Raw genomic sequence first — 21,504 nt, forward strand, 5'->3', positions numbered from 1 at the left:
GGTCTCGACCACGTCACCGGCGACTCGACATCCGGTACGTGGACGGCCCCCAGCTCAGAACGTCCCGCCCGTTGGGGCGCCTGCCGGTTCAATGGAAGTCGTTGGCTCTCTTGATGAGTTGTTTTGACACGGTCCGTACATCTCCGTACGCCAAGATGTGCATCTGGCTTCAGTGCAACTACACGACGGGGGGCTCGCGTTGGATCGCCTTGCAGGAGCGGACCTGGACGTAACCGGGCGGCCGGCGCCCGCAGTGATGCCTCCGTCGCTGCGCGCGTCGCTCGGGCTGATCGCGACCCTTGCCGCGCTGGTCGTCGTCGTGCTCGGGGTCTTGTACGCCGGCCACAGTGAGCCCGGCACGGTGGACAGGTGGATCATCCAGCCGACGGCGGACAGTGTGCGGCCGCCGTGGCGGCGCGTCGCTGTGGTCCTGGACTTCCTGGGGGCACCCGCCGGAGCAGCGGCACTGGTCGTGGCCGCCGTGACGGGCTGCCTGCTGCTTCGGCGTCCTCGCGCCGCGGTGTTCGTCGTTGCCGGGGTCGGCGTCGCCGTTGGGACGGCGAGGTTGCTCAAGTCCCTGGTGGGGCGCACCATCCACGGCGAGGACAACCTGTCCTATCCGAGCGGGCACACGGCCTTCGCCACCGCGCTCGCCCTCGTGGTGGCGCTGCTGGCGACCGGCCGGCTCGGCGTCGGCAGGGCTGTCGGCACATCACTCGTGCTCGCCGCGGGGCTGGTTGCAGGCGCCGCCATGGGCTGGGCACAGGTCGCCCTGGGCGCGCACTACCCGACCGACGTCCTCGGCGGCTGGTGCACCGCGCTGACGGTGACACCGGCGACCGCGTGGCTGGTCGATCGGGTGGCCGACGCCGCTCGGGGGGAGCGCCGCTGACGTCACGTCACACCAAGCGGCGGAATACCGGCTTCACCGGCCGACCGGCCACCCACAGGGTGGGGTCGGCGGCGTCCAGTGCCTTGCGGTACACCGCACATGCCTGGGCCACCACATCGACGGTGCGGTCGATGTCGGCGTCGCTGAGCGCGCTGCTCACCACGAACGACGGGGCAAGCACCCCGCCCGCGAGGAGATGGCGCAGGAACAGGGTGCGGTACTGCTGCGACGGCTGCCGGTTCTCGTCGAGGGTGGCGAAGACCAGGTTGCTGGCCCGGCCCCGGACGACGATGTGGTCGCCGACGCCCATGCTCGCCGCGGCGTCGCGGACACCGGCGGCCAGCCGGGCGCCGAGGGCGTGCAGCCGCGCGGTGATGCCCTCCTCGACGTACGTGGTCTGCACGGCCATCGCGGCTGCCAGGGAGTGCGTCTCCGCACCGTGCGTGGTGGACAGCAGGAACACCCGGTCGCCGGAGTGACGCAGCCCGCCCCGCTCCATCAGGTCGCGGCGCCCGGCCAGCGCGGAGACGGCGAACCCGTTGCCCAGCGCCTTGCCGAACGTGGAGAGGTCGGGGACGACGCCGTACAGGCCTTGGGCGCCCGCTTCGGACCAGCGGAGGCCGGTGATCATCTCATCGAAGATGAGCACGCAGCCGTGCCGGTCGGCCAACTCGCGCAGGCCGGTGAGGTATCCGGGCGGCGGCTCGGTGTGCCCAGCCGGTTCGAGGATCAGGCAGGCGACCTCGTCCTGGTACCGGGTCAGCAGCTGCTCCGTGGCGGCCAGGTCCCCGTAGGGGAACGCCACGGTGAGCTCGGTGGTCGCCGCCGGAATACCGGCGGACATCGGCGTGGTGCCGATGAACCAGTCGTCGACGGAGAAGAACGGATGGTCGCCGCAGATGGCCACCCGCGGGCGGCCGGTGGCGGCGCGGGCGAGGCGCACCGCGGCGGTGGTGACGTCGGAGCCGTTCTTCGCGAACTTCACCATCTCGGCGGTCGGCACCGTGGCCAGGAAGCGTTCCGCGGCCTCGACCTCCACGATGGACGGCCGGACGAAGTTGCTGCCGCGGTCGAGTTCCCGCCGCACCGCCTCGATCACGCGCGGGTGGGCGTGGCCGAGGCTGACCGACCGCAGGCCCGAGCCGTACTCGATGTAGCGGTTGTCGTCGATGTCCCACACGTGGGCACCGCGGCCGTGGCTGATGACCGGAGCAAGGTTCTCGGGGTACTGGTCGTCGCCCTTGGCGTAGGTGTGCGCGCCCCCGGGGATCATGGCGTGCAGCCGCTCGTTCGCCATCCGCGACCGGGGCAGGGGGAACTCTTCGGTGTCCACGCCGACTTCAGCTCTCTTTCTGCTTCAGGACCTCGGCGAGGCTCGGCGCCTCGCGGTCCCGCTGGGACATCGATGTGGCCGGCAGCGGCCAGGGAATGGCGAGCTCCGGGTCGTCGAAGGCGATCGTCACGTCCTCGGCCGGATCGTGCGGGCGGTCGATCCGGTACGAGGTGTCGGCGGTTTCGGTCAGCGCCTGGAAGCCGTGTGCGCACCCCGCCGGGATGTACAGGGTCGCTTGTGTCTCGCCGGACAGCTCGAAGAAGGCCCGGTTGCGGTAGGTCGGCGAGTCGGGCCGCAGGTCCACGACGACGTCGAAGATCTTCCCGTACGAGCACCGCACCAGCTTGGCCTCGCCGGCGCCGGAGCGCAGGTGCAGGCCGCGCAGCACGCCCCGGACCGAGCGGGACAGGCTGTCCTGGACGAAGGCGTCCGGGTCGAGGCCCACCGAGCGGACCACGTCGGCGTCGAAGGTGCGGCAGAAGAAGCCGCGCTCGTCGGCGTACGGCGTCGGCTCGAAGAGGTACGCGCCGTCGATCGCCGGGATTTCGGTCGCCTTCATGTGGTCTCCCGTAGGGCGTGGTCATGGGTGTGGTCAGCCGCCGGGAACAGAGCCGCGGTCAAGTCGCCGAATTGGCCCTTGAGTTGCCGGGCGGCGTCCTGGTTCCGCTCGGCGAGGGTCCGACGCAGCTCCGCCGATCGCTCCTCCAGCTCCCGGAACTGCACGAGCAGTCGGTCGGCGTCGACCTCGCGGGCCGGGTGGCAGTACGCGGCGAGGCCCATCCGATCCATGAGCGCTTCGCTCTTCGCCGCATAGCTGAGGGCGAGCGTCGGTGTGCCGGTCTTCAGCGCGCAGATCAGGTTGTGGTAGCGGGTTGCCACCACGGTGTCGGCAGCGGCCATCTCCTTCATCAGGTCGGCCAGTGAGGACGGCTCGGCAGCGGTGACCAGCGGTGAGTCCACCGCGTCGAGGATCGCGGCGACCACCGAGGCATCGCAGTCGTCGCCGGTGAGCAGCCGGACAGGCCTGCCCTCCTCGACCAGCGCGCGGACGAACCGGATCGTCCCGTCGAGGTAGCGCCGGTGGATCTCCTCTGCCCGGGCGCGGTCGTCGTTGCCGCCGTGGAAGTCCATGACTCCGACGCAGACCGGGCCCGGCGGGCCCGAGGGCGTGCTCGCGGGTGGCGTCGGCAGGGCGAACGCGAGGTCCGGGTAGACCTCGTCGCGCGCGGTGTTCACGCCCGTCGCCCGCACCGCGTCGCGGGACTGGGTGTCCCGGTACGACCGGTAGGTGGCCAGCCGCGCCGACCAGCGCACCAGGGCCCGGGTCGGCCGGTTGCCGATCGCCGTGGCGCCGACGCTGACCAGGGCGACCCGGGTGCGAAGCAGCCGGCCACTCGCGCAGAGCAGGAACAGCGAGTACGGGAAGCCCCACGGCCGCAGCGGCAGTGTGGCCTCCAGGACGCCCATGCCCGGCACGATCACCACGTCGTGCCGGCGCACCCAGGCAGCGGTGCGGAAGACGTCGACGAGTTTGCCCAGCCCTTTCGCCGCGATCGCGCCCGCACGCGACGCCGTCCGGTACTCCCCGCGGTACCAGTGCAGCCGCGTCGCGGGGATCCCGTACCGAGCGGCGACGGCCTCGGGTCCGCCGCACAGCGCGTCCACGACCGCGTCCGGGTGCTCGGCGCGGAGGTACCCGAGCACGGCCTCGAGCGATCCGTCGTTGCCGAGGTTGCCGGAGCCGAGCAGGCCGAACACCCCGACGCGCACGACGGTTTCGTCCGCGGAGGTCATGCCTGCCTCCCCTCACGGCCGGCTACGAGGGCGTCGACGGAGACGGTGAGCTGGGCCGGGTCGACCGGGGCGCGGTCCTCGACCCGCTCGCCGGCGCCGGGCCGGGCCCGGCTGGTCATCCATGCGGCCAGGTGGCTGTAGCACGCGCGCCGGTCCGCCGGGGACAACGGCGCCCGCCGGATCGCCGCGACGAAACCCCACATGTACTCGGCGAGCAGCCGGGGCGTGGGGTGCAGCGGGCCTGCCCGGCGCGGGTCCAGGTTGACGCACCTGGCGCGCTTGGACGGGTTCGCCCGCTCGGCGCGGGTGGGGTGGTCGCGGCGGAAGTACAGCAGTTCCGGCACCTGGTGGAAGCGCCCGTGCAGGGTGATCTCGGCGACGAACGTGCGGTCCGCGTGGTGGTAGCTGTCGAGCGGCTTCACCCGGCGCAGCATGTCGGCCCGCATCACCCCGTAGAAGTCGTCGCCACCGGGCTCGAACAGGAGACTGCGGAAGCGCTCCGGCGGACGCGGCGAGTCGGTGGCGAGCCCGTACTCGTACGGGACTTTCAGCCGGCCGTCGCCGTCGATGACCGCCTGGCCGGAGTGCGCGAGGATCACGTCCGGCCGCTCGTCCAGCGCCTCCACACAGCGCCGCAACAGGTCCCGGCCGTACAGGTCGTCGTGCGAGGCCCACTTGAACAGCTCGCCGCGGCACTCGGCGAACACCCGGTTGTGGTTCGGTGTGGCGCCGATGTTCCGGGGCAGCCGGAGGTAGCGGATGCGCGGGTCAAGCGCGGTGTACCGGCGGCAGATGTCCTCGGTCGCGTCGGTCGAGGCGTTGTCGGAGATGACCAGCTCGAAGTCCTCGTAGGTCTGGCCGAGCAGGGCGTCGAGCGATTCGGCCAGGTACTCCTCGCCGTTGTACACGGGCAGGCCGATGCTCAGCCTGGGGTGGGGGGTCATGAAGTCCTCACTTCGGGGATGGGGTTGTGGTGGCGCTCGCGCAGAGCGGACCGCAGGTGCAGCCACCACACGGCCGAGGCGCTGACGGTCGCTGCGGCGACGCCCCAGGCCGAGCCGACCGTGCCGGCGGCGGCCGCCCCGCCGAGCCCGCCGCCGACGTAACAGGCGGAGGCGAACAACTGGCTGCGCAGGCTGCGCCGGGCCGCGCCGAGCGCGCGCAGCCCGGCCGCCGCGCCGGTGCCGAGGCCGGCGCCCGCGACGCTGAGCGTGACCGGCACGATGAGCTCCGCGGCGGAGTGCCAGACGTCGCCGAGGACGAGGTCGCCGAGCCGCTCCGGCATCAGCAGCAGCGCCCCGCCCCAGGCCAGCGCGGCGGCGGCCTGCCCGCCGCCCAGCAGGAGACAGAAGTGGCCGAGGCGGTGCGGGGCCCGTCGCAGCACCCGTGCCGCCTCCGGGACGGTGACCAGCGAAAGACCCATCAGCACGGCGAGGAACGGGCCGAGCAGGAGCTCGGCGCCCCGGACCGCGCCCACCGCGCCGACTCCGACGATCGCGCCGAGCCCGTACGCCCGCAGCTGGCTCGCGCCGCTGAGGCTGACGTTCTCGACCAGGTACCGGTAGCCGAGATCGCGCTGCTCACGGAGCCACCCGCGCGCTCCGGTCAGCTGGGGCCGGATGCCGGACTGGAGGCAGCCGTACCCCGCCGCCACCGTGGCGGATGCGCCCCAGGCGAGGACGAAAGCGGCCACGGTGCCCACGTGGGCCGCCACGACCAAGGCCGGGACGAGTGCGACGCCCCACACGAGGTCGTTGACGAACGCCTTCCGTCCGGTGCCGGCGGCGAAGAACGAGAACCGCCATGCGTCCTGCAACAGCAGCCCCGGCAGCATGACGCCGAGGCAGGCGAAGGCGGGCCCCACGCGGCCGCCGAGAGCAAGGCCGGCCACGACAGCCGCCGCGCCGAGCGCGGCACCGACGCCGAGCGCGGTACCCGACGACCGGGCCACCGCCCCGCGCCAGGACGTGTCCGACACACCGCTGAAGCGCACCACGAGCGGGTCGGTGGCAAGGCCGCGGGAGACGTTGAGCACCACGCCGTAGGTCACCCAGGCCAGGCTGAACACGCCGAACGCGGTCACCCCCAGCGAGCGGGCCACGTAGATCCCCACCACGAAGTTGCTCAGGCTGGAGGCGGCCTGGTCTGCCAGTCCCCAGGACAGCCGGCCGACGAGGGCCCGCCGGGCGGACCCGGCCGGTGGCTCCGCTGCCCTCGGATTCTCCTTCTCGGTGGTCATCGGCGTCATGCCTTGATCAGCCCGGCGCCGTGCAGGGCGTCGGCCGCGCCTGCCACGGCGCCGAACGGCAGCCCGGACCGCTCGGCGACGTCCAGCAGACTGTGCTCGCCGTCGGAGAGGCTGAGTACCCAGAGCATGGCCATCTGGGCCTGCTTGGTGTCGCTGCGGCCGCCGAGCGCGTCGTACAACCCGCGTCGGCCCAGCTGTGGTTCGCCGTAGGGGCTGAGGTTGACGTAGCGCCGGTTGCGGTCGAGGACGCCGAACGCCTCACGGCAGACTGCGAGGGTGTCCGCCATCGCCTCCGGGGAGACGAAGTCCGGGTTGTCCGCCGAGGTGTGGTACTCGGGGTACCCGGCGTACGGGGTCCGGCTGAGCGAGCCGACGCCGAGGTTGAAGCCGGGCGAGCAGAACTGCCGCTCGTCGTAGCCGTACGGAGTGAACTCGTTGACGTGGTGCGGGCGTTCGGAGGCGTCAAGGATGTGCCGCATCACCCGGTCGATCTCCGCGTCGCCGCGCCTGCTCTGCTTGTACGTCAGGTCGCCCGAGTCGCCGGCGCAGGCCAGCACGAGGCCGTGCTTGACCCGCTCCACCCGCTCCGCGTTGCGGGCCAGCCACGTGATCGCCCCGATGGTGCCGGGCGCGAAAATGAACCGGTAGGTGTAGTACGGCGTCTGCTCGGCCAGCGCGCGGGCCAGGAACGTCGCCACCGCGATGCCGGCCAGGTTGTCGTTGGCCAGCGAGGGGTGGCACACGTGGCAGGAGACGATCACCTCGTCGGGGACCTGCCCGGGGACCACGTGCTCGGCGTAGGTGAGGTGGCCGTCGGCGAGTGTGGAGTCGACGCACACCTCGTAGTCGCCGTCCGGCATCGCGTCCAGGGTCTCCTGGGCCAGGCAGAACCCCCATTCCGGCTTGTAGTAACTGGTGCGGTACGGCACCCAGTTCGGGTGGTCCGGCAAGGTGTGCAGGTGTTCACGCAGCTCGGCCAGCGGCATGGTCGCCGACACCGGCACGCTGTAGCCGAGCACGTGCAGGCTGGACGCCGCGAAGTCGACGACCCGGTTGCCCGCGGCGTCGGCGACGTACGCGTCCCGGATGTTCCACTCCTGCGGCACCGTCCAGTCGAGGACCTGGGTCCCGGTCGGCACCTCGTGCACCTGCAGCGGAACGTACTCGCCGATGATGTCCAGCGTGGCGCGCACGCCGTCGCCGGTGATGCTCCGGCACAGCGGGTACAGCCGCTCCACCAGCGCGTGCATCTCTTCGCCCGCAGAGGTCGTCGTCTGCTCACCGGTCGCGGTCATCGGCGCCACCGCAGGGTGTCGTCGACGGTTCCGGCGTCGGACGCCGCGCGCAGCACGGCGAGGCGGGTGAAGCGTCGCTCGAAGTCCTCCGTGGTCAGCCCGAACTTCCGGTAGGCGTCGGCGAGTTCGAGCGCGCCCTGCTTCACCGTCCACTCGCAGTCGAAGCCCGGGATCGCGGCGCGGAAGCGGGAGAAGTCCACGCGGTACGACCGCGGGTCGGCGCCGTTCTCCCCGGTGATCCTCACCTTCGCGCCGGCCACCGCCTCGGCGACCTGCTCGGCGATCTCGGCGACCGTGACGTTGTTGGTCTCGCTGCCGATGTTGAACGCCCGGTCGTGCACGGCTTCGCGCGGTGCGGTCAGCGCGGCCGTGAAGGCGCGCGCGATGTCGGCGGCGTGCACCAGCGGGCGCCAGGGGGTGCCGTCGGAGAGCACAAGCACCTCGCCGGACAGGAGCGCATGGCCGACGAGGTTGTTCAGGACGATGTCGGCGCGCAGCCGGGGTGAGTAGCCGAAGGCGGTGGCGTTGCGCATGTACACCGGGGTGAAGTCGCCGTCGGCCAGGGCGTGCAGGTCGTCCTCCACGCGCACCTTGGACTCCGCGTACGGGGTCACCGGCCGCAGCGGGGCGTCCTCGGTCACCAGGCCGCTGCCGCCGGACGCGCCGTAGACGGAGCAGGTCGACGCGTACAGGAAGCGCCGCACTCCGGTGTCGCGGGCCAGTCGGGCCAGGCGTACGGAGGCGTGGTGGTTGATGTCGTAGGTGAGCTCCGGCGCCAGCGATCCCAGGGGGTCGTTGGAGAGCGCGGCCAGGTGGATCACGGCGTCCACCCCGGCCACGTGGTCGGCCGTGACGTCGCGCAGGTCCACCCGCGGTCCCGGCGGGTCCGCGGGCGTCGGGCCGAGGACGCAGTCGGCGAACAGTCCGGCGTCAAGCCCGACGACCTCGTGCCCGGCGGCCGTGAGTACGGGCGCCATCACGGTGCCCAGGTAGCCCTGGTGTCCGGTCAGCAGTACGCGCAAGGTTCAATCCCCCAGCTTGAGAGTGAGTTTGGTGACGGCGAACGCCTCGGCGTATTGCGCGTGGCATTCGATGCCGCGGATCCTGGCGAGGCCGAGGAAGGCCTCCCGGTCGTACCAGGGCCGGTGCCGTTGCGAGGGGTAGTGCTCCTGCAGCAGCCGCACCTTCTGCTCGGCGATCTCCGGCGAGAGCGGCTGGTACGCCACCGGACGGCCGAGGTCGCCGTCCCACTTGACGATCTCGTAGCCGAGCACGAGGTGGTCGCGGAACGCGGTGGGCAGCAGCTGAGCCAGGGCGCGGTGATCCTGGTGCGCGTCATCGGTACGCGGCGCAAGCACCAGATCCGGCTCGGTCTGCCCGCGCAGCTCCTCGACCGCGGCCTTGGCCTCGTCCCAGTGCGCGGGCATGCGGCCGTCCGGCAGTTTGAGCACGGTAAGGCGCAGGTCGGCGCCCGGGCAGAAGGCGGCGAGCGCGGCCTGCTCCTCCTGCTCCCGCTCGCTGCCGCCGCCGGAGAGCACCAGTGCGTCGACGCGGACACCCGGCCGCGCGAGGCACAGCGTGAGGAGAGTGCCGCCGGCACCGATGGCGATGTCGTCGCAGTGCGCGCCCACCGTGACGATCCGGTCCAGGCGCCCGGCGCCGAGCCGTATCACGCGCTCACCCCCGCGCCGTCCCGTTCCCATACGACCCAAGGGCGGTCACCCCGGGCGTAGGCGTCGTCGAGCGCGGCGCGCTCCTTGACGGTGTCGGTCGGCTTCCAGAAGCCGCGGTGCTGGTGCGCCACGAGGCGGCCCTGCTTGGCCAGTTGGGCGCAACCGTCGGCGACCAGGTCCCCGTTCTCCGGTATGTGGTCGAAGACCTCCTGGCGGAGCACGAAGTAGCCGCCGTTCTCCCACAGCGGCATGTCGCTCACCGCGGTGATACCCCCCACCAGGCCGTCCTCGCCCAGGTCCACGCAGTGGAACGAGGACTGCGGCGGGACCACCATCATCGACGCACCGGCATCACGCCGGGCGAACCGGTCGATCATCTGAGGCAGCGGGGCGTCGGTGAGTACGTCGGCGTAGTTGGCGAGGAACATCTCGTCGCCGTCCAGGTGGTGCCGCACCCGGCGCAGCCGCTCCCCGATCGGTGACTCGATGCCGGTCTGCGCGAACGTGATAGTCCAGTCCGCGATGTCGGTGGACAGCAGCTCCGTCTTCCCGCCCCGCAGGACGAAGTCGTTGGACGTCGTCTCCTCGTAGTTGAGGAAGAAGTTCTTGATGTGACTCGCCCCGTACCCGAGGCACAGGATGAACTCCGTGTGCCCGAAGTGCGCGTAGTAGCGCATGACATGCCAGATCAGCGGTCGCGGGCCGACCATCGCCATCGGCTTGGGCACGTCGTCGTCGGCGCCGCTGCGCATCCGCATCCCATAGCCGCCGCAGAACAGTACGACCTTCATGATGTGCCCTCGACAATGCTCAGTTCCGGGATGGGAAAGACAAGGCGGCCGCCCCAGTCGTGCACGAAGGACAGCTGCTCGACCAGCTCGGCCCGCAGGTTCCACGGCAGGACGAGGACGTAGTCCGGTTTGTCGGCGGCTATCTGCTCGGGCGGCAGGATCGGGATGCGGGTGCCCGGGGTGAACCTGCCGTGCTTGTAGGGGTTGCGGTCGACCGTGTACGCGAGCAGGTCGGGCCGGATGCCGCAGTGGTTGAGCAGGGTGTTGCCCTTGCCCGGGGCGCCGTAGCCGACGACCGTCTCGCCGCGCTCGGCCGCCTCGATGAGGAACCTCAGGAGGTCCCGGCGCACCTTGGCCACCCGGGCGGAGAACTCGGTGTACCCGGACAGCTCCTGCAGCCCGGCGGCCTTCTCCCGGTCAAGCACGTCGGCCACGCGCTCAGTCGGCTCGCCGGCCACCTCGGCCGGCCGGGCCCACAGCCGGATGGAGCCGCCGTGCGTGGGCAGCAACTCGAGGTCCACGAGGGCGAGTCCGCCGCTCGCGAGGGCCCGGATCGCGGACGCGACCGTGTAGTACTGGAAGTGCTCGTGGTAGATCGTGTCGTACTGGTTCTCCTCGATCAGGGTCAGCAGGTGCTGCACCTCGATGGAGACCCAGCCGTCGTCGGCGACCAGGGCGCGCAGGCCCTCGGTGAACCCGACGACGTCGGGAATGTGCGCGTATACGTTGTTGGCCACGACCAGGTCGGCCGGGCCGTGCTCGGCGCGGACGGCCGAGCCGGTGTCCGGGCTCAGGAACTGTGTGAGCGTGGGCACCCCCGCGTCGCGTGCCGCGGCGCCGACGTTCACCGACGGCTCGATGCCCAGGCAGCGGATCCCCTGGTCCACCACGTGCTTCAGCAGGTAGCCGTCGTTGCTCGCGACCTCGACCACGAACGCGTCGGGGCCGAGACCCACCTTCTGCACGGCGTCGGTGACGAAAGTGCGCGCGTGCTCCACCCAGGAGGTCGAGAAGGAGGAGAAGTACGCGTACTCGCTGAACGTGTCCTCCGGCGTGATCAGCGGCGGTATCTGCGCGAGCCAGCAGGCGGTGCACACCTGCAGGTGCAGCGGGTACGCCGGTTCCGGCCTGTCCAGTTGGTCCGCGGCGAGAAAGCTCTCGCACGGCGGGGTCGCCCCCAGATCGACGACGCTCGCCAGCGTCGCCGAGCCGCACAGTCGGCATCGTGTCATCTGCTGTCCCCATCCCCCCTGCTCGCGCGGGCCCCCCGCCGCGAGTCAGCGTTTCCGTTTCCTGTCGGCGGCGGGCTGTCCCCGCCGCCGGACCGACCCGCGATCGCGGTGCGGTACTCCTCCACCAGGCGCTCCAGGCCGACGGCCGGGCTGAAGCCCTGCTCGTAACGGCGCCGGGCCGCCTGGCCCATCTCCCGGTTGCGGTCCGGTTCGGCCGCGATCCGGCGTATGCAGGACGCGAGCGAGGCGTGCTCGCCCGGTCGGTGCAGCAGCCCTGTCACGCCGTCCTCGACGAGTTCGACGAAGGCGCCGTGCCCGGCGGCGACGGTCGGAACCCCGGCCGCCATCGCCTCCACGACCACCAGACCGAATGCCTCGAGCCACGTCGAGGGCGCCACCACGGCGACCGACCGTGCGATGGCCTTCTGGCACTCCGCCGTGTCGTACAGGCCGACGTAGCGCACGTCGTCCCGGCCGGCCGCCCAGGCGGTCACCTCCTGCTCCAGCGGTCCCGTGCCGGCGATCACGAGCGGCACGCCCACACCGCCGTCCGCAGCCAACTCGTCCCACGCGGCCATGAGCAGCCGCACTCCCTTGGCCTCCGCGAGCCGGCCGAGATAGAGCAGATGCTCACCGGTGTCCGTCCGGCGGTCGGCCGGGTCGGGCACGAAGTTGTGCTTCACCGCCAGCCGCTCGGCGGGCATGCCGGCCCGCACCAGGACGTCGCGCTGTGCCGCGGAGATGCACAGGAACCGCTCCACGCCGGACCACCACCGCCGCCGGTTGGCCGACAGGCTGACCGCGAGCGGCACCGTCGCGAGGCGGGAGCCCCGGTAGCAGCCGTGCCGGACGGCGGGCAGCGGCGCCTTGCCGACGCATTCGGTGCACGGGCGGCCGTCCCGCTGCAGCGTGCCGGGCGGACAGATCTGGGTGTAGTTGTGCAGCGTGGCGACGGCGGGCACGCCGGCGTCGGCGCAGGCGGCGAGGACCGCGGGCGACAGGAGCGGGAAGACGTTGTGGACGTGGACCACGTCCGGCCGCTCGGTGCGAAGGCGGGCGGCGAGTTCCTTGCGGACCGCCGGGTTCCACGGCACGAGGAGCGGCACCGCGACCTTGCCCGGCAGGGACCGCGCGGCGATGGTGTCGCTGCGCCGCTCGAACACCTCGACCCGGTGGCCGGCCGCGCGCAGCAGCTCCACCTCCTGGTCGACGACCTTGTTCTCCCCGCTCGGCTGCGCCGAGGCGTAGTAGTTGTGCGCCACGAGGACGTGCATGGTCAGATCACCTCCGATCTCCGGGCCCATCGTGGGATGCGTTGTCGAGGAGCTGGGGGCGTCGGGAGCCCGGTTGCCGCGGCAGGTGCCGCCAGCAGTGAGGCGGCCACTGCCAGATGCAGCAGATACGGCGAGGCGTCGCCGAGCCCGGCCTCGGTGTACGACGCGATCGCGCAGTAGCTGATCAGGAAGATCGCGCAGGCTCGTTGCAGCGACGGTGGCCGCAGCAACGCGACGCCGCCCAGCACGATGATGATCGCCGCCACCAAGGCGACGCCGGTCAGACCCTGCTCCTGGTAGACGGCCAGCCAGCTGTTGTCGATCGGCAGCCCACCGAACGACTTGTCGCCCAGGCCCACGCCGAACAGTTGCTCCGTGGTCGTCCGGGGCGCTGCCAGCAGGGCGTCCCAGACCTTGGCCCGACCGGTGAGGTTGGAAAAGTTCTCTTGGCTCTGTCCGCGCAGGAACCACGTCTGGAGCGCGGAGGCGAACCCCACCGCGGCCACCACGGCGCACAGCACGGCCCAGGTGAAGAACCGCCGGGCTGCGGCGCTGGTCAGCAGGAGCGAGCCGATCGCCAGCACAAGGCCGATGACCAGGCCGAGCGTGGCCGTACGGGTATGGGTCAGCGCGAGCAGGACGAGTGACGGCACGATGACCACCGCCGCGCTGACCCTGTCGGTGCGGCGTCCGAGCACGAGCAGCACGGTGAGCCCGATGATCACCGCGGCGTACTGTCCGATCTGCGGCGGGGTGAGCGGCCACAACGCGCCGACAAGGCGTCCGCCGTAGAGGTCGGGCAGGGCGGCGCCCGGTGAGACGACCAGGCCGGCGGCCACCGACCCGAGCACCGCGAAGTACATCCGGATGTGGTGCCGTACGAAGGTCAGGCCGCCGTCCCACCAGCGGCTGAGCAGCCACAGCGTGCCGATGAAGAGAGCCAGCCGGGCGCAGCGGAACAGCGCGCCGAACCCGGACTCCAGGTCCACGCTGGAGATCACGCTCGGCACCAGCAGCAGGGTGAGCAGGAACACGAAGGCGCTGCCTCGGATGCGCAGCCGGAGATTGAGTGCGAGCGCCAGCGCGAACGCGGCGACCAGCGCGCCCATGGTGACCATCTGGATGAGTGAGCGGGGCAGGGGGACGATGGTCTTCGCCCCGGCGGAGCCGAGCGTGTTGAGGACCAGCAACCCCCAGATGATCCCGACGAGCTTCGGTGTGCCGGCCGGGCGTCGTTCGGCGCCGGGCGTCGTGCCCGCCGCGTCCGGTCCGCCCGGCAGTGCGCCGCGCCGCAGGTCTCCGCCCATCTCAACCACCGGCCCGTGCGTCGAGGGTGCTGCCCGCGTCCTGCTGGAACGGCGTGCCTTGCCACTGCCCGAAGTCGAGCACCTGACTCGGGTCGTGGGCGACGAACTGCCATGGCCCGAGGTAGACGTTGTCGTGCCAGCGGTTGTGCTGCTCGGTGGTGATCGCGTCAGCCACCCGCTTGCCCTGGTAGGGCGACCAGTCCGGATACGTGCCGTAGTTGGCGAGGACGGCCATGCGGTCGCACTTCACCGTGCACTTGAGGACGGACTTGTCCAGCACGAAGCGGTTGTCGTGGATGTCCACCCGCTGGGTCTTCCACCGGCAGTCGGCGTAGAGCGGTGCTTTGGCGATCGCCGGCTTCGCGCAGCGGCCGGTCTTGGGGACCAGCAAGGTGCAGTCACCGGACGAGGTGTTGGCCGGGCTGTTGCAGAACCGGTCGGCGTTCTCCCACAGGGTGATCCCCGACCAGTTGTTCTCCAGCACGTTCCGGTAGATCTCGATCTTGTGGGTGCGGGCTTTGATCCGTGGTTCGCCGCCGGACTCGGACAGGTAGATGGTCGCGTACGGGAACGTGTCGCCCTTTTTGGCTTCTCTGCGGCCCTCGACCCAGTTGTTCCGCCGAATCGTGTTGTTCCGGATGACCGCGTTGTAGCTGGTCTCGTAGATCAGCGCGGCACCGTCGTTGGCCTCGAGCACGTTGTTCTCGATGCGGAAGTCGTTGTTGTTGGTGTCCGCCCACAACCCCGTTCCGCGGTTGTCGTGCACCCAGTTGCCTCGTACGTCGGCGCCGTTGACAGCCCAGAACTTGATGCCTCCGGTGCAGCCGCAGCCCTCCTTGCGCCGCTCCCAGTCGCCGGTGTTGTTGCCCACGATCTCGTTGTCCTCGACCACCAGGTCGCGGAGGGCGCCGCCGCCCTTGTACGCGTTCATGCCGTACTGGCCGTTGTCGCGCAGGCAGTTGGCGCGGACCTGCTGGCGGGCTCCGGCCATCAGCCCGGCACCGGAGTTGTCCTGGATCGTCGCGTGCTCGATCACCCACCCGTCGGCCGAGTCGTGGTTGACCACACCCTCGTCGGGCGGGGCCACGAAGCGTTGAACGGTCAGGTAGCGGATGGTGACGTTGCGGGCGGTGCCGCCGAACGCGTACTGGTTCTTCTTCCGGCCGTCGAGCACCGCGCCCGGCGCACCGAGGTAGCGGTCCCCCTCCTTGGGGATGACCTGGGCGTAGCGGTCCGGGTCGAGCCGGTGCTTGCCCGGTCGGAGCCAGAACGTGGTGTTCGGGGGGCTGTTCTTGGTCTTCGCCGCCAGGTCACCGACCTTCGCGGGGTCGACCGTCACCGCGCCCGCCGGCGCCTTCGCCGGCCCGGCCGCGGGCTTGTCGCACACCCGGGCCACGGATCGGGCCGCGGACGCGGCGGACGCGGATGGCGCGGCCTTCGACTCAGCCTTGTCTCCCGGCGTACTCTCACAGCCCGTCGCCGTCAGCAGGGCCAGCGCCAGCGGTGCCGCCGCCAGCGCCCGGTGCCGCCTCTTGATCCTCATGCGTCCTCCCCCCATCTGAAACCCCCTAGCCGCGGAACCTGAGCACGGTGGTGAACGCCTCCGTGCCGTCGGCGAAGCCGGTGCCGACCAGCGTGGTGGTGGGTTCCTTGCGCCCGAAGCCGGCGGAGTACCAGCCCAGCGGCGGGTCGCTCTCGCCGCGATGCGCCCGCCAGCTCAGCTGCTCGGGCAGGTCGAGCGTCGCGGAGCGCCCCTCGCCGTCCCGGATCCAGGTGAGCACCGCCCGGCTCCCCACCAGGTCCGCGGCGATCGCCGGGCCGAGGTGGAACGCCAGGCGCGCATCCCGGCGCGGGCCGCGCACCTCGTCGACCACCTTCAACTCCTGGCTCGCATGCGTCAGTTCCACTCGACGACGGTGTACGGAGCCCTGGTAACCGTCGTGCTCGGCGCACCAGCGGGCCACGCCCTCCTCGGTGGTGTCCGCTGATGCGGTCAGGACGCGGCTGTCGGCATGCCGTGTCCACAGGAACGGGCCGCCGGAGACGGACTGGTCCTCGCCGTCCAGCTGCAGAGTGTTGTGGCCGAGGGTCGACCGGAAGTACTGCCGCCACTCGGGTTGCCCGTGGTAGCAGTACGTTCCCGGGTCGGCGAGCACGTCGACGCCGTCGTGCCGGACCTCCACGGACAGCGCGTCCGCGTGGGCGTGCGCGGCGATGGACAGGAAGCCGTGCGGACCGCCGTCGCAGCGGCACCAGATCTCTTCGGGGCCGCGCAGGATGGTCATGCCCGCGTCGGCGAAGTGGGCCGGTCGGCTTGCCGGGCGCGTCACGGAGAGTTCGGTGGGTTTGATGAGCGCGGCAAGCAGCGGGGTGCGCACATCGGTGCCGGTCACCGTCGGCCACCAGGCGAGACGGCCGAACACGGCGTCCCCGGTGGCAAGGAGCGAGCCCCAGCGGTCTGTGCCCGAGCCGTCCACGACCAGACCGTGCCCGTCGTCCGCGTCCCCCTGGCGCGGCGGCCGTAGCCGGCTGTCCACGACGGCCGCGAGCGCGTCGGACATCCGCAGCAGCACAAGGCGGACGGACGCGGGGACCGGCACGCCGGCGGCATCCGCCTCGGCCAGCGCGGCCAGGCCGAGCTCCAGCACGAGTCCGTGATACTCGGTGGCCAGCTCCCGGTTGAGGCCGGAGGCGAAGGTGTTGCCGCGCAGGTGCCGCTCCAGCGACCTCAGCGCGTCGGCTCGCCAACGCTCCGAGGAGGGGAACCAGTCGAACGCGCAGGCCGCGGCGAACTGCCCGGCGGCCTCGGCGATGACGTGGTTGTTCGCCGAGGATCCCCGGCTGGGGAAGGCGGCCAGCCAGCGCTGGTGGTGCCAGATCTGGTTCACGGCCACCGAGTTGCCCTCGAACAGACCGGCCACGCCGGGCCAGCCGTCGAGCAGCCGGCGGATCCACACCCAGGACAGCAGCCGGATGCCGAGCTCGATGCCGCTGATCCAGTGCACACCGCGCAGCGGTGGGTTGGCCGCCCACCACGACCGCAGGTGCTCGGCGACGCGCTCGGCGTACCGCTCGTTCCCGGTGATCGCGTAGGCGGCGGCGAGCACGGTGAGGTACTGGTGCCGGGACAGCTCCCAGATCTGTTTGATGTCCCCGACCGTGTCCTCGTTCCGGTACGGCACGTCGAAGGCGTAGCCCCATGGAGCCCGGCGCCCGGTCTTCGGGTCGCACCACCAGTCCGGGTCGGTCAGGTCGTCGCGCACCACCCCGAAATACTGGACGTGCCCATACATCAGCCGGTCCGCCTCGGCGATGAGACGTTTCGCGGCGTCCGGAGGTACTGAGGCGATCGTCCCGGCGGGCAGCACCGCGGTGAACCGGGCACCGGTCACGCTCGGGCAGTTCGGCCGCGCCGACCGCCACCGCCGCCTGCGCACCGCGTCGCCCGCCCGGCCGCCGACCTCCCGCGGTCCCATCCGGGAAAGGCGTCGCAGGTACCAGCCCGCGCTCATGGTCATCGCGTCCTCGCCAACGTCACCGGCGCACCGCCGGCGAGGCCGGCCTGCACGGCGAGCGTGGCTGCCGTGGTGGCGACCAGCGACTCCAGCGGCACCGGCATCGGCCCGCCGGTCCGCACGGCCTTGATGAACGCGGCCAGCTCGGCGTTCTGGCCCTTGTCCCGCGCCTTGGGCAGCCGCGAACTGACCCACCGCTTGCGGCCGTAAACCGACGCACGGACGAAGTCGTCGAGCCGCAGCACCTTGCCGTCCGCGACAAGGTCGAGCGTCTCCTTGGGGAAGCTGGGCGCGCCGGTGGTGACGTAGCTGACGGTGGCGGTGGACCCGTCCGGGTAGCGCAGCACGACTTGCAGGTCCTCGTTGTCGGACGTGGCGACCGCGTACACCGAGACCGGGTCGGCCTCCAGCAGCCAGCTCGCCGTGTCGATGAAGTGTCCGCCCTCGCCGGCGAACCGCGAGCCCTCCGTGCCCTGTTGGAGGTACCAGCTGCCGTGCTGCAGCCGGCCCGCGTTGACCAGGTAGCGCAGGTTCGCCGGACCGGTCCGGGCGCCGAACTGCTTCTTGGCCTCATTCAGCAACGGCGCGAACCGGCGGTTGAATCCCACCTGCAGCCGATCGTTGCCGGACTCCTCCACCGCCGCGAGTACGCCTGCCAGGTCGCCCTCGGTGAGGGCCAGGGGCTTCTCCACGAAAACCGCCTTGCCGGCAAGGAGTGCCCTACGGGTCAGTTCGGCGTGCGAGCTGTGCCGGGTGACCACGAACACCGCGTCGATGGACTTGTCGCCGAGCACGGCGTCGAGATCGGTGGTCGCTTCGGCGAAGCCGAACTTCCGCTGCGCGTTGGCCGCGGACAGCGCCGTCGTGGTGACGACTGTCGACAACTCGACGCCGTCGCGCTGTGCCAGGTGCGGCAGCAGCATCGACGTCGCGTAGTTTCCCGCGCCGACGAACGCAAGGCGTACCGGCGCCTTGGCGGACCGGGCCGGGGTGGTCACGCCGCTGCTGCGTGGCTTGACCGCGGGCACGGCCACCGCCGGGGCCTGCGCCTCTCCCGCGTGTTCGGGGTACCGGAACAGCACGGCCACGGCCTTCAGGCCGCCGTCCTTCAGGCTCTGGTACGTCTCGACGGCGTCGTCGAAGTCGGCGACGTGGGAGACCAGAGGCTCCACATCGACGCTGCCGCGGGCGAGGAGATCGAGGAAGCAGGCAAGGTTGCGGCGCTCGGTCCAGCGCACATAGCCGATCGGGTAGTCCCGCCCCTCCAGCTCGTACTCCGGGTCGTAGCGCCCGGGGCCGTAACTGCGCGAGAACCGGACGTCGAGCTCTTTCTCGTAGTACGCGTTCCACGGCAGGTCCAGGCGGCACTTGCCGATGTCGACGACCCGGCCACGGTCCCGGCAGAGCCGGGCGGCCAGCTCGACTGGCTGGTTGCTGCCGCCGCCGGCGGCCAGGTACACCTGGTCCACGCCATGGCCGTCGGTGAGTTCGGCGACGGCGGCTTCCACGGCCGCGGACGCGGGGTCGCCGCAGGCCGCGGCGCCCAGGCGCTCGGCGAGTTCGCAGCGCGTCGGGTCGGGATCGACCCCGACGACGCGGACTCCGGAGGCAACAAGAAGCTGCACCACCAGCTGCCCGATCAGCCCGAGGCCGATGACCAGTGCCACGTCGCCGAGTTGTGGCTCGCCGCGGCGGACGCCCTGCATCGCGATCGATCCGACGGTGCCGAAGGCCGCGTGCCGCGACGCGAGGCCGTCCGGCACCCGGGCGTAGAGGTTCTTCGGCACCCAGTTCAGCTCGGCGTGCAACGCGTGCTCGTTGCCGGCGCAGGCCACGACGTCGCCGACCGCCACGTCGTCGATCCCGGGGCCGACCTGCTCGACCACCCCGCACAGCGAGTAGCCCAGCGGCGTGTAGGAGTCCAGCTTGCCCATCACCTTGCGGTAGGTGGCGGGCACCCCGTTGGTGGCCACGCTCTGCACGACCTTGGCCACCTGGTCCGGCCGGGAGCGGGCCTTGCCCAGCATCGACATGCCGGCCTCGGACACCTTCATGAGCTCGGTTCCGGTGGATATCAGCGAGTAGGCGGTGCGGACCAGCACACCGCCCGGCTTGCAGCCCGGCACCGGCACGTCGAGGACGGCCAGCTCGCCGCTCTTGTAGTTCTGCACAACCTGCTTCACCCGAAGTCCCCTTGTTTCTACGTCGTCTTCTACGCCGAAAGGCGAGCGCTCTGGCCGGCCCCGGAGGTCGCGCCGCGATACCAGTACTCGAGCGTCAGCACATGCCACAGATGCTTGGAGAAGTCCCGCTGCCCGGCGGCGTCCTCGGCGACCATGCGCGCCAGGGCGTCGCGGCGCAGGAGCCCTGAACTCACGAGCACGCCGTCGTTCACCACCTCGCGCACCAGCGGTGCCAGATCCCGGCTCATCCACGCGCGCAGCGGGGCGCTGAACAGGCCCTTCGGCCGGTACACGATCTCCCGGGGCAGGATCGAGGTGGCCGCCTCCTTGAGGACGGCCTTGCCCTGCCGTCCGACGATCTTGCGGTCGCCGGGCACGGCGAACGCCGCCTTGACCACCTCGACGTCCACGTACGGCACCCGCACCTCGGTCGAGGCGGCCATGCTCGACCGGTCCGTGTAGGCGAGATTCAAGCCGGGCAGGAACATCCGGGCGTCGCCCAGGCACATGCGGTTGACGAAGTCGTCGAGGTCGTTGTCCTGGTAGATGTCCGCGTGCTCGGTCAGCACGTCCTCGACCGTCCCGGCCAGGTCCGGATCGACCAGGGCGAGCAGCTCGTCCTGGTCGTACATGGTGTAGCTGCGCCGGAACGCGGTCTCCTCCGGCAGATCGGCGAAGGAGAGGAACCGCTTGGCGAAGCGCACCGACCGGTACCCCCGGCGGGCGGTGGCGACCGGCAGCCGGTTCACGGCCCCGGACAAGCCGCGCCGCAGGGGTCGCGGGACGCGCTGGTAGCGCAGCGCGAGGAGGTTGGCCAGGTGCTTGCGGTACCCGGCGAACAGCTCGTCGGCGCCCATCCCCGAGAGCATCACCTTGACCCCGGCCTCGCGGGCGGCCGAGCAGATCAGGTAGGTGTTGATCGCGGCGGGGTCGCCGATCGGCTCGTCCAGGTGGTACGTCATCTGCGGGAGCAGGTCGAGCACATTCGGAGCGATCTCGATCTCGTGCAGGTCGACGCCGAACTGCTCGGCCACCTGCCGGGCATAGCGCAGGTCGTCCGGCATCGCCTCGAACCTGGCGTCCTCGGCGCGGAACCCGATCGTGTAAGCGGAGATCCCGGGTTGGTCGCGGGCCGCCAGCGCGGTCAGGTAGCTGGAGTCGAGGCCGCCGGAGAGGAATGTCGCCACGGGCACGTCGGAGAGCATGTGCTGCCGGGTCGACTCCTCGACGATGGCAGCGAGGTCCGGCTGCTCACCGGCCCGGGCCCGCTCCCGGCCCTCGGCGGCGACGTCCTTCAGGTGCCAGAACCGGCCGCGCTCCACCCGGCCGTCGGGCCGGCACCTCAGCCAGCTCCCCGGCGGCAGCTTCTCCGCTTCACGGAACGCGCACCGTGAGTCCGGCACCCAGTAGTAGAGCAGCGAGGCCACGAGGGCCGCATGGTCCACCTCCAGCGTCCCGCCGGTCGCGACGGCGAGCGCCTTGAGCTCGGAGGCGAAGACCAGGCCCTCGCCGCGCCGGAGCAGGAACAGCGGCTTGATACCCAACTGGTCACGGACAAGCACCAGTTCACCGGTGCGCTCGTCGAAGATCCCGAACGCGAACATGCCGCGCAGCCGGTGCAGGCAGTCCGTGCCCCAGCGCCGCCAGGCCTCAAGGAGCACCTCGGTGTCGGAGGTACCGCGAAAGCGCACCCCGGCGGCTGACAGTTCGCCGCGCAACTCGGGCGCGTTGTACAGCTCGCCGTTGTACGTGAGGACGAGACCGTCCTTGACCATCGGCTGGGCGCCGGTCTCGGACAGGTCGATGATGGCCAGCCGGCGGTGCCCGAGGTGCACTTCGCCGTCACCGACGGGGTGGCCGTACCGGCCCGCCCCGTCCGGACCGCGGTGGGCGAGGGTATCGGTGAGCCGGTCGGTCACGACCTTCCCGTCCGGCCATCGGTACGTGCCTGCGATGCCACACATGTC

Annotated in this window: 17 protein-coding genes; 1 reads left to right on the top strand and 16 read right to left on the bottom strand. The window is 71.3% G+C overall.

Annotation, left to right across the window (positions count from 1 at the left end):
* Positions 1–256: 256 nt before the first annotated feature.
* Entirely contained in the window at positions 257–892 is a 636-nt protein-coding gene (locus OG456_RS47585; RefSeq protein ID WP_266571322.1) for a phosphatase PAP2 family protein, read from the top strand.
* A 7-nt stretch (positions 893–899) separates the two neighbouring features.
* Here OG456_RS47585 and OG456_RS47590 read toward each other — a convergent pair whose 3' ends face one another.
* Genes OG456_RS47590 through asnB form a run of 16 tightly spaced genes read right to left on the bottom strand, consistent with a single transcriptional unit; the run spans position 900 to position 21,501 of the window.
* Entirely contained in the window at positions 900–2,225 is a 1,326-nt protein-coding gene (locus OG456_RS47590; RefSeq protein WP_266571323.1) for a glutamate-1-semialdehyde 2,1-aminomutase, read from the bottom strand.
* Positions 2,226–2,232: 7 nt separating this feature from the next.
* Positions 2,233–2,784, bottom strand: a complete 552-nt coding sequence (gene rfbC / locus OG456_RS47595) for a dTDP-4-dehydrorhamnose 3,5-epimerase (protein WP_266571324.1) — start codon at positions 2,782–2,784, stop codon at positions 2,233–2,235.
* On the bottom strand, positions 2,781–4,019 hold the full coding sequence (locus OG456_RS47600) for a polysaccharide pyruvyl transferase family protein (RefSeq protein WP_266571325.1): 1,239 nt from the start codon (positions 4,017–4,019) through the stop codon (positions 2,781–2,783). The genes rfbC and OG456_RS47600 overlap by 4 nt, the downstream gene beginning before the upstream one ends.
* Positions 4,016–4,963 carry a glycosyltransferase family 2 protein gene (locus OG456_RS47605; RefSeq protein ID WP_266571326.1) on the bottom strand — a complete coding sequence of 316 codons (948 nt, stop codon included), beginning with the start codon at positions 4,961–4,963 and terminating at the stop codon, positions 4,016–4,018. Before OG456_RS47605 ends, OG456_RS47600 begins: the two co-directional genes overlap by 4 nt.
* On the bottom strand, positions 4,960–6,258 hold the full coding sequence (locus tag OG456_RS47610) for a hypothetical protein (RefSeq protein WP_266571327.1): 1,299 nt from the start codon (positions 6,256–6,258) through the stop codon (positions 4,960–4,962). Before OG456_RS47610 ends, OG456_RS47605 begins: the two co-directional genes overlap by 4 nt.
* A 5-nt stretch (positions 6,259–6,263) precedes the next feature.
* On the bottom strand, positions 6,264–7,562 hold the full coding sequence (locus OG456_RS47615; RefSeq protein WP_266571329.1) for a DUF4910 domain-containing protein: 1,299 nt from the start codon (positions 7,560–7,562) through the stop codon (positions 6,264–6,266).
* Positions 7,559–8,584, bottom strand: a complete 1,026-nt coding sequence (locus OG456_RS47620) for an NAD(P)-dependent oxidoreductase (RefSeq protein WP_266571330.1) — start codon at positions 8,582–8,584, stop codon at positions 7,559–7,561. The genes OG456_RS47615 and OG456_RS47620 overlap by 4 nt, the downstream gene beginning before the upstream one ends.
* Positions 8,585–8,587: 3 nt before the next feature.
* Positions 8,588–9,235, bottom strand: coding sequence for a PIG-L deacetylase family protein (locus OG456_RS47625; RefSeq protein ID WP_266571331.1), 648 nt, complete (start codon positions 9,233–9,235; stop codon positions 8,588–8,590).
* Positions 9,232–10,026, bottom strand: a complete 795-nt coding sequence (locus OG456_RS47630; RefSeq protein WP_266571332.1) for a glucose-1-phosphate cytidylyltransferase — start codon at positions 10,024–10,026, stop codon at positions 9,232–9,234. The genes OG456_RS47625 and OG456_RS47630 overlap by 4 nt, the downstream gene beginning before the upstream one ends.
* Positions 10,023–11,258 carry a class I SAM-dependent methyltransferase gene (locus tag OG456_RS47635; RefSeq protein WP_266571333.1) on the bottom strand — a complete coding sequence of 412 codons (1,236 nt, stop codon included), beginning with the start codon at positions 11,256–11,258 and terminating at the stop codon, positions 10,023–10,025. The genes OG456_RS47630 and OG456_RS47635 overlap by 4 nt, the downstream gene beginning before the upstream one ends.
* Entirely contained in the window at positions 11,255–12,532 is a 1,278-nt protein-coding gene (locus tag OG456_RS47640; protein WP_266571334.1) for a glycosyltransferase, read from the bottom strand. Before OG456_RS47640 ends, OG456_RS47635 begins: the two co-directional genes overlap by 4 nt.
* Before the next feature lie 2 nt (positions 12,533–12,534).
* Positions 12,535–13,839: an O-antigen ligase domain-containing protein gene (locus OG456_RS47645; protein WP_266571335.1), complete on the bottom strand. Its 1,305-nt coding sequence runs from the start codon at positions 13,837–13,839 to the stop codon at positions 12,535–12,537.
* A 1-nt stretch (position 13,840) separates the two neighbouring features.
* On the bottom strand, positions 13,841–15,382 hold the full coding sequence (locus OG456_RS47650) for a right-handed parallel beta-helix repeat-containing protein (RefSeq protein WP_266571336.1): 1,542 nt from the start codon (positions 15,380–15,382) through the stop codon (positions 13,841–13,843).
* Between the two features lie 25 nt (positions 15,383–15,407).
* Positions 15,408–17,357, bottom strand: a complete 1,950-nt coding sequence (locus OG456_RS47655) for an alginate lyase family protein (protein WP_266571337.1) — start codon at positions 17,355–17,357, stop codon at positions 15,408–15,410.
* Positions 17,354–19,537 (bottom strand): bi-domain-containing oxidoreductase, encoded by a 2,184-nt coding sequence (locus OG456_RS47660; RefSeq protein WP_266571338.1) that lies wholly within the window; start codon positions 19,535–19,537, stop codon positions 17,354–17,356. The genes OG456_RS47655 and OG456_RS47660 overlap by 4 nt, the downstream gene beginning before the upstream one ends.
* Positions 19,538–19,566: 29 nt before the next feature.
* Complete coding sequence (gene asnB, locus OG456_RS47665) at positions 19,567–21,501, bottom strand: asparagine synthase (glutamine-hydrolyzing) (RefSeq protein WP_266571339.1); 1,935 nt, start codon at positions 21,499–21,501, stop codon at positions 19,567–19,569.
* Between the last annotated feature and the right edge of the window lie 3 nt (positions 21,502–21,504).

Source organism: Streptomyces sp. NBC_01446 (assembly GCF_026340095.1).
GTDB classification, from domain to species: domain Bacteria; phylum Actinomycetota; class Actinomycetes; order Streptomycetales; family Streptomycetaceae; genus Streptomyces; species Streptomyces aureus.